1 pseudogene is annotated in these 277 nt (G+C 65.0%); it reads left to right on the forward strand.

Going from position 1 to position 277, the window contains the following annotated elements:
- Positions 1 to 277, forward strand: a pseudogene (locus AC0IYH_RS31345) (GTP 3',8-cyclase MoaA); the annotation flags it as partial.

Consider the following 277-nt stretch of genomic DNA (forward strand, 5'->3'; position numbering starts at 1 on the left):
CGATAGCCTCGAACCCGACACCTTCCGCTTCATCACCCGGCACGGCGACGTAACGCAGGTTATCGCCGGCATCCGCGCGGCCCGCGATGTCGGACTACGGGTCAAGATCAACGCCGTGGCGCTCAAGGGTCTCAACGAACACCAGCTTGCGCCGATGCTGCGCTGGTGCGTCGAGGAAGGGCTGGACCTGTCGCTGATCGAGACGATGCCGCTCGGGGCGATCGACGAGGATCGCACGGACCGTTTCCTGCCGCTCACTTCGGTGTTCGACGCACTG

Source organism: Pseudomonas sp. AC463, assembly GCF_979253585.1.